8 protein-coding genes are annotated in these 8,076 nt (G+C 60.1%); 5 read left to right on the top strand and 3 right to left on the bottom strand.

Translation table 11 applies throughout. The features are described from left to right. The first annotated feature begins 162 nt into the window (after positions 1–162). On the top strand, positions 163–1,020 hold the full coding sequence (locus ALC15_RS27080) for a sigma-70 family RNA polymerase sigma factor (RefSeq protein WP_094194127.1): 858 nt from the start codon (positions 163–165) through the stop codon (positions 1,018–1,020). A gap of 51 nt (positions 1,021–1,071) precedes the next feature. On the opposite strand, the gene ALC15_RS42210 is transcribed toward ALC15_RS27080, so the two are convergent. From ALC15_RS42210 to ALC15_RS42200, 3 genes are read right to left on the bottom strand one after another with little or no spacing between them, the layout of a single operon-like run. Beyond that, positions 1,072–1,707: a hypothetical protein gene (locus ALC15_RS42210; protein WP_050629902.1), complete on the bottom strand. Its 636-nt coding sequence runs from the start codon at positions 1,705–1,707 to the stop codon at positions 1,072–1,074. Beyond that, positions 1,704–2,177, bottom strand: a complete 474-nt coding sequence (locus ALC15_RS42205) for a hypothetical protein (RefSeq protein WP_050629901.1) — start codon at positions 2,175–2,177, stop codon at positions 1,704–1,706. The genes ALC15_RS42210 and ALC15_RS42205 overlap by 4 nt, the downstream gene beginning before the upstream one ends. Then, the gene (locus tag ALC15_RS42200) at positions 2,144–3,922 is read right to left on the bottom strand and encodes an ATP-binding protein (protein WP_094194126.1); all 1,779 of its coding nucleotides are present in this window, start codon (positions 3,920–3,922) and stop codon (positions 2,144–2,146) included. Before ALC15_RS42200 ends, ALC15_RS42205 begins: the two co-directional genes overlap by 34 nt. A gap of 356 nt (positions 3,923–4,278) precedes the next feature. Here ALC15_RS42200 and ALC15_RS27060 point away from each other — a divergent pair, with 356 nt between their 5' ends. From ALC15_RS27060 to ALC15_RS27045, 4 genes are all read left to right on the top strand, one after another. Next, the gene (locus ALC15_RS27060; protein ID WP_094194125.1) at positions 4,279–4,674 is read left to right on the top strand and encodes a DUF302 domain-containing protein; all 396 of its coding nucleotides are present in this window, start codon (positions 4,279–4,281) and stop codon (positions 4,672–4,674) included. Positions 4,675–4,759: 85 nt separating this feature from the next. Beyond that, complete coding sequence (locus ALC15_RS27055; RefSeq protein WP_430649196.1) at positions 4,760–5,470, top strand: response regulator transcription factor; 711 nt, start codon at positions 4,760–4,762, stop codon at positions 5,468–5,470. A gap of 79 nt (positions 5,471–5,549) precedes the next feature. Next, positions 5,550–5,966 (top strand): response regulator transcription factor, encoded by a 417-nt coding sequence (locus tag ALC15_RS27050; protein ID WP_198960820.1) that lies wholly within the window; start codon positions 5,550–5,552, stop codon positions 5,964–5,966. After that, entirely contained in the window at positions 5,959–8,070 is a 2,112-nt protein-coding gene (locus tag ALC15_RS27045; RefSeq protein WP_094194124.1) for a PAS domain-containing sensor histidine kinase, read from the top strand. The genes ALC15_RS27050 and ALC15_RS27045 overlap by 8 nt, the downstream gene beginning before the upstream one ends. Positions 8,071–8,076 lie beyond the last annotated feature (6 nt).

Genomic DNA, 8,076 nt, shown 5'->3' with positions numbered 1-8,076 from the left:
TCGTTCCCTCAGGTCAAAGCGGAAATGCTATCGCGTCATCCTACCTTCGGACTAATTCACCTAGACGAGGAGACTAGGGATAGGACCCCCGCGTAGGATAGTGCGTGCGCGGTCATGAGACGCACTCTTCCGCCATCTCGTCGGAACTGGACGGAGGTGACGATGTCGATCATCGAGGGACGCCAGGAAGCGGAGAACCCGGCTCGATTGCGCCGCCGGCCCCGGACAGTTCCGCCGGCCGGGCCTGCGCCGATTCTCACCACCGCGCCCTTGCCGAGCCGCGTCGACAACGCCTCTCGCCCTCGAAGCGGAGGAACCGATGCGATCAGCCGAGAGCATCTCGCCTACGCCGTCTACCCGGCAGCAGAGCCGCCGTGTCTTTCGCGACCTGCCTCGTGCGAACGGAAGCAGGCCCCCCGCTTTACGCACGAAGACGTCTCTGACGAGATGTTGCTGAGGAACGTCGCGGAAGGCGACAAGGCGGCGATGCATATCATGTTCGCCCGCCATCGCGGAAAAGTATCGCACATGATCCGGGGCCTGGTCCGCAACCCCTCCGTTATCGAAGACCTCGTCAGCCAGGTCTTCCTCGATGTTTGGCGTTCTGCGAACAGGTTTGAGAGTCGCGCGCGGGTTTCGACGTGGCTGCTTTCGATCGCCCGCTTCAAGGCCATCAACTCGCGGCGCGAGCGTACCCATGAGACGATCGATCGAAGCGGCGTGCTTGACTTCGTAGACACCGGCGACACGCCTGAAGCGGCGCTCGACCGCAAGGAAACCAGCGGCATCCTGTACGCATGCCTGGACAAGCTGTCGCCGGCGCATCGCGAAATCATCGAGCTGTTTTACTATCGCGAAAAGTCGGTCGCCGAGCTCAGTACGATTGTCGGCATCCCGCAGGCCACCGCAAAGAGTCGGATCTTCTACGCCCGCAAACAGCTCGCCAGGATCCTTGTCGATGCCGGGTTCGAGGCGAAGCGCTGCCGCGACCCGGACACCGTAAATCGTAGTTTGGCGTAGACAAGATGGTTCTGCGAGCACTCGGACCGACGCCTGGCGTTTAGTCGCGCGTCAAACCAGCGATGCCAGCATCGCCTTGGCGCGCACGAGATCCGGTGTGTCCAAGCCTTCCCTGAAGCGGGCATAAACCGGTGCAAGTACCTGCCGTGCCTCTGTTAGTCTCTGCTGGTCACCCCTGAGCCGAGCCATGCTCAAGGCTGCTCGCAACTCCCATGACAGGGCACCTTGCCTGCCCGCGAGAACCAACGCCCGTTCGAAACAGCTCGAAGCGTCCGCTGGATCTCCGCCATGCTTGAGAAGCAATTCGCCTTGTACGCGGTGCAATTCAGGAACGCACCATTGCTCTTTTCCTTCACCGACGGCGGCGAATCCCCGCGTGATCGCGACCGTCGCTTCCGTTGTGCGGCCAAGCTCGGATAGCCCCAGCGCGAGCGAGCTGAAAAATTCCGGATGCGAGATCCGCCAACCGCCTCGATCGCAAGCGTCCAGTGTGGAACCGAGCAGATCTACGCCCTCGTCATAGGCACCACGCGCGATCAACAGCTTGCCCCGCAGACAGCCGGCAACTGTTCCCCAGATTCCCGACGGCAGCCCTGTCGCTGGATCGGTCAGCATTGATATCGTATGCTCCGCCGCGTCAAAATCGGCAGTCATCAGCGCCACGGGAAATGCGCCATAGTAGATCACCCAGCACAACGAAAACGGGTCGCCCATACCTTTGACAATCTCGATGCCGGCGCGAGCTCCTGGATCGCCCGATCCACGGCGCCTCGCAACCACAGCACTCGAGCCAACATTCCACGCGCCATGGCATGGTTGTCGTAGCGGAAAAGAAGCGGCCCGCGCTGGTCGAGCGGTTTACTGGCTCTTTCCAACACACGTTCCAGACGCATCTGGGCGTATGACAATTTTCCCGCGAACAATAGTGCATTCCCGAGCAGCCGTTGGCCAATCTGCTGAGCCGCTGCATCGCCCATGGCCGAAGCACTTCTGATGAAACGGCGGATGCTCGATCGCGCGGCATCGCTCTCACCGTTGATGAACTGCATAGCGATTAGCGCGCCAAGCGCCCGAAGCTCGATGTCTTTGCTGCTTGCCTTCTGTGCAAGCGCCAGCGCGGTGCTCAGCACGAATTGCGTTCGCTCGATCGGGCCCATCGTGAACACCAAGGCGAAGCGAGGGCGCTGTACAGATCCATCAGAATCTTTTCGCCGGGTGCATCGCCAGGACTAGTACGGCTCAATGCATATTCGCAGCGCTCGCGGCATTCGTGCAGAAGGTGCGCATGCAGCCAAACCGGTGCATAGGCAGCCGTCAGGCGCACACCCAGCCCGACGTCTCCATCCTGGGAGAAGCACCAATCGAGCGCCGCGCGGACGTCATCGAGCTCATGATAGTACGGAATGACATCCTGGATGCCGGGGGTTGTGCGCGAGCCGATGGCGACGCCAGCCAGATGGGCTCGAAGAAAATTTGCATGGCGTCGCGCGATCTCCGAGGCCTCTCCGCTCTCGATCAGCTTCTCCCGCGCGTAGACGCGGATTGTCTCCAGCAATCGCCACCTATCTTTTGACCCCGAGGTGTCATGACTGACGAGCGACTTGACCACCAGGTTGGCAAGTCCATCAGCAGTCGCGATATCGCTGTTCGCTTCTTCGCTCGCCACGCGCAGTGCCGCCTCAAGGGTAAAGCCACCAGCAAAGACAGATAAGCGGCGCAAGAGCGACCGTTCGCCGTCTGTCAGGAGGCGATAGCTCCAGTCCAGCGTCGCCCGAAGAGTCTGGTTACGCGGGAGCGCAGTTCGCCGACCTCCCGTCAAGACCGAGAAGCGATCGTCCAACCGGGCGGCGACCTGCTCGAGACCGAGCGTTGCAACACGGGCAGCGGCAAACTCGATTGCGAGCGGAATGCCGTCAAGCCTCCGGCAGATCGCGGCTACTGCGCGAAGCTGGTTGCCATGCGGGGAGAAATCCTGTTGATGCGCACGGACGCGTGCGAGTAGAAGCTGCGCTGCGCTGTGAGCAAGAACACTGGCAGCTTCGCCCTGATAGTCGGGTGGAACATCGAGCGGCGGCACGCGATAAACGCATTCCCCGTCAATCCGTAACACCTCACGGCTGGTGGCAAGAATCGACAAATGAGGACATTTGCTGATCAAGGTCTCAGAAAATTCGGCTGTGGCGTCGATAACATGCTCACAATTGTCGAGTACGAGGAGCATCCGGCTCGATCCGATCGCCCTCGCAACGGCTTCCGACGTGACACTTCGGCCGCCTAGTTTCAACCCGAGGCTACTCGCGACCGTCGATGGCACCAAGCCGGAGTCGGAAATGGACGCCAATTCGACGAGCATGCCGTCGCCCTGAAAACTTGCGAACAGGTTTCGGGCGACTTCCAGCGCCAGCGCCGTCTTGCCGATTCCGGCTGGCCCTGTGAGGGTCACCGTTCGGTAAGATGAGAGGAGTTCCAACAATTCCGCCAGGGCAGCGGATCGGCCGATCAGCGTGCTCGCAGCTGCAGGAAAATTCGTCAGAAAACTCGAAGCCGAACCAGGTGGAATCTGGTCTGCCGCGCTCGACTGCCGTTGGCTCCAGTCTCCGAGCAGGAGATAGCCGCGGCCCGCGACGGTTTTCAATAACTCACGGTCGTCACCCAAAGCCCTGCGAACGGCCGATATTTGCGCCTGCAGCGTGTTTTCTTCGACCGCCGCTCCCGGCCATACGCGCCCCATCAAGTCGTACTTGTCGACAACTTCGCCGGCTAGTTGCACAAGAACCTCGACGACCTCGAAGGCGCGGCTGCCAAGGGCCCTTGGAAGGCCACGGAAGCGCAGTTCGCGCCGAACGAGATCGATTTCCCACTCTCCTGACTTGTAAACCGACGGTCGCACTTGCGCTGGCATCTTTGCAACCCATTGTGACGCCGGGACTATTTACAACAATCGATCCACGTATGGAACCGGCTAGCCGGTTCCCCTTTTCAGAACTTTTCAGAACTGCATCAAGGCGTCGATGCAATGCAAGGGATACGCTCTGTCCGTCGATCATCTTTTAGAGATCGAAGAGATCGAGATGCCTGATCAGCTGGGATTTCACCTACACCCCGTATCGTGGCGGCACTTCACGGCATCATCGACCTGTTCGGTTGGCGCCGTTGTGTTCGACCTGACGGCAGCCTCAAGAATTGCCAGGGATGGAACTGGCAGGGGCTGCCGCTTTTGCGTTGATCTCGCTGATATGGTTACGGGGAGTGCCCACAATGGCGGCCGACGGACTGACCACGCTGCGCAGCAACTTCGGGCCGGAAGACACCATGAATCGACTCGAAGCGGAGGTGCGCGCCAAGGGCATGACAGTGTTTGCCCATATCGATCACGCGGCCGGCGCGGCTGGCCTGTCGTTGCGGCCGACGGATCTTCTAATCTTCGGCGCGGCCAAAGTTGGGACGCCGCTGATGGACGCGGTGCAGACGATCGGCATCGATCTGCCTTTGAAAGCGCTGGTCTGGCAAGACGAAAAAGGCACGACATGGCTGTCGTACAACGATCCGTCCTATATCGCACAGCGCCATGGCCTCAGCGAGCAGGTCGACGGCCCCATTACGACGATGACTGCGGCACTCAACGCAGTCGCGGCCAAAGCGACGACGCCTTGAAGCTGCAATGCATCCTATTGGGGGAGGCAGCACGCGTCCCCACATTGCAGCTCGAGGAAGTCCAAAGCGACCGGGAGGCTGCATGATGATCGGGACAGCAGCATTCGTCACTTCACGCGCCTTGCCACCCTTACCGCGCTTCCCCATGAATACGACTGCCGACAAGAAGGACCAACCGCTCGTCGTGATCGTGGACGATGACGAGGAGATCCGTTCCGCGCTTCGAGAACTCCTGCTGTCCGTTGGAATCGAGGCCTGTTGCTTTGGATCGACTTACGACCTGTTGAACGCCGACCTCCCCGAGCGACCAGGCTGTCTCATCCTCGACGTTCGCATGCCAGGAGCAAGCGGCCTGGACCTGCAGCAGCATCTCGTTTCGAACGGTAATGCCAGGCCAATTATCTTCCTCACCGGGCATGGCGACATCCCGATGTCTGTGCAAGCGATCAAAGCCGGAGCCGTCGATTTCCTTACCAAGCCTGTAAGAGATCAGACGCTGCTCGACGCAGTCGCGGCTGGAATCGAAAGGGATATTTCGCAAAGAAACACGGCCCGGCTCGTGAAACAACATACCGACCGTTACGCGACGTTGACGCCGCGCGAGCGCGACGTTTTGCGCGCAGTAGCCAAGGGTCGTCTGAACAAGCAGATCGCGTTCGAGCTCGGCATCAGCGAGGTCACCGTAAAGCTGCACCGCGGCAACGTGTCCAGGAAGATGCAGGCAACCTCGGCCAGCCAGCTCATTCGCATCTGGGAATTGTTGCCTGCGAAGGTCCGAGAGGAAAAATCACCCTAGACCGAAGGATAGTTACGTTCCCGCCAGCATTGGGCCAGAGCTAGTGGCCGTATGGGCCATGCTAGCGAAGGTCATAGGTTTGTCCAAGGCGCCCGTAGTCGCAATCGTAGATGACGATGAAGCCGTGCGAGAAGCTCTTTCCGATCTCCTTCTGGTGCAGGATGTGTCATGTCGCGCGTTCGATCGAGCAGAGGCCTTCATGGCGGAATACGTCCCGGGCAGGTTCGATTGCCTGATAACCGATGTCAGCATGCCGGGCCGTAGCGGCATCGACCTATTGCAGGGGTTAAAGAGCATCGGCTCGTCGATCCCAGTCATCGTCGTCACTGCCGATACGAGCAAGGTGTCTCGGTCTCGCGCGATGAAGGGCGGCGCACACGCCTATCTGGCAAAACCAATCAGCAGCGAAGCACTCCTTCGCCACCTGCGGTCGGCCCTGAACCAAGCGCGCCCTGCCCCGGGCGGCGACGGACAAGGAACGAATTCCGATGGTTAGCCCGCCCGATCAGGCCACGACGGATGGCGAACATCCCTTCGCGTCTCCGTCCGGATTGCAACTGTCGGACTTCGCTTCCGAAAGCGTGATCGTGCGCAACGCGCAGGGGATCATTCGATATTGGAACGCTGCTTCCGAAACGCTGTATGGATGGCCGGCCATGGCCATGATCGGGCGGAGCTATGATGCGTTCTGCGAAGACCATGCCGGGCACATCGCTACACTGCTGCGAGAGGGTCGATGGGAAGGCGTGGTTCATCGCCGCAGTCTGGCCGGGGCCAGAGTGACAGCGGCTGTACGGCAGATCGCCCGACGCGACTCGAATGGCGCTGTTTTCGATCTGGTTGAATTCGGGCGGAATGCCGGAGGACTTGCCGAGGCGGAAACCCTGCGTCTGGACGCCGAACTGCAAGCCGGCCTCGCCGCCTGTTGGGAACTCGACACGTCTCCAGCCCGACACGTGCTCGATGCAATCGCAGAACTGAGACGTCGTGGAACAAGTATCGATCTCGATCAGCACCCGGAGTGGGTCGAGGAGCTACTGAGCGCAACTCGAATCCTGGCCGTGAACGATCGCGCGGTGCGCATGTTCGGAATGCACGCCGGTCACGAGCAGATGATCGGTCATCGCGTCGGCGCGTTCTGGCCAGCGGAAAGTCGTGCCGTGCTCGCCACCTTGCTCGAAAGCGTGGCAAGCGATCGCTCGCGACTCGAGACGCGCAAGATGGTGCTGAGCGGATCCGTACGCGATCCCGTCATCAGGGCATGGCACGCGGCAGAGCCAAAGTCCCTCGGCTCGGTGTTTGTGACAATTAATGGCGCACCAAGCGACGATCGCAGCTCCTGGGAACTGCAGGCCAGCGAGGAGAGATATCGCAAGCTGATCCAATATCTACCGACCGCTCTCTGGCAAGTCGATTCGCGTCGAGCGGACGAGGTTTTTGACCAGTTGAAGGCTAACGGCGTCCGCGACATTGCAGCCTATCTTGAGGAGAATCCGGAGCTGGTCGAACACGCGAAGGATGTCGTCCACGTCACCGAAGTAAATCGAGATGCAATATCACTGTTTCGCGCCAACAACGGCGCCGATCTCGTCCAGCCTGTGCGCTACCTTTTTGCCGCCGCCCCGGGGCTCGCGAACCGGGTCATGGTTGCCCATTTCGAACGTCGACGAAACTTCATCGAGCAAACCAAGATTCTCGCCTTCGACGGCGCGATTATCGATGTCTTGTTTACCGTCACCTATCCGGTGCCGCCCGAGCAGCTGGATACAACTTTCATCACCATTCAGGACATCAGTGAGCGGCTGAATGCAGAACGGCAACTGCGAAAATTGCAAGCCGACTTCACGCATGCCGGACGCATCGCAACCTTGGGCGAGCTGGCGACTTCGATCGCCCATGAGATCAACCAGCCGCTCACGGCAATCGTGACCAACGGCGAGACGAACCTGAGATGGCTCGCACGCGCCGACCAGAACATCGAAAAGGTGACACAGCTCACGTCCAGAATCGTATCTAACGCCCGTCGCGCCGCCGAGATCATCCAGCGGATCCGGGATATGGCAATGAAACAGGAACCGCAGAAGCGCCTGATCGACCTCAATGAGGTCGTCGAAGAAGCTCTCCTGTTCAGTCGCCACGATATCGAATCGAGGTCGATCGCCCTGTCGGCAACATTTGGCTCCGGGCTTCCCCCCGTGATGGGCGATCGCATTCAATTGCAGCAGGTGATCATCAACCTGCTCGTCAATAGTGCCCAGGCGATCGCGCAGTCGGGCCAGCCAATTCCGCGGATCGAGATTCAGACTTCGATCGATGACGACGCTTCGGCCGTCTTCTCCATCTCCGACAATGGGCCGGGTATCGCAGCTGCGAATCTCGATCGCATCTTCGACCGCTTCTTCAGCACAAAAGATTCGGGCATCGGTATTGGGCTCGCAATCTGCCAATCGATCATTGCGGCCCATGGCGGCAGCATTTCGGGTTCAAATCGTTCCAGCGGCGGCGCTTACTTTCGCTTCACGCTCCCGGTGCCGGAGGAGCATGGCGACCCGTCCAATGTTGCCAGCGTCATCCAGCGGTCCCATCCGCCGATTCAATGAGCGTCG

The organism is Bradyrhizobium viridifuturi (genome assembly GCF_001238275.1).
GTDB lineage: Bacteria > Pseudomonadota > Alphaproteobacteria > Rhizobiales > Xanthobacteraceae > Bradyrhizobium > Bradyrhizobium viridifuturi.
This window is presented reverse-complemented; position numbering and strand designations above follow the sequence as displayed.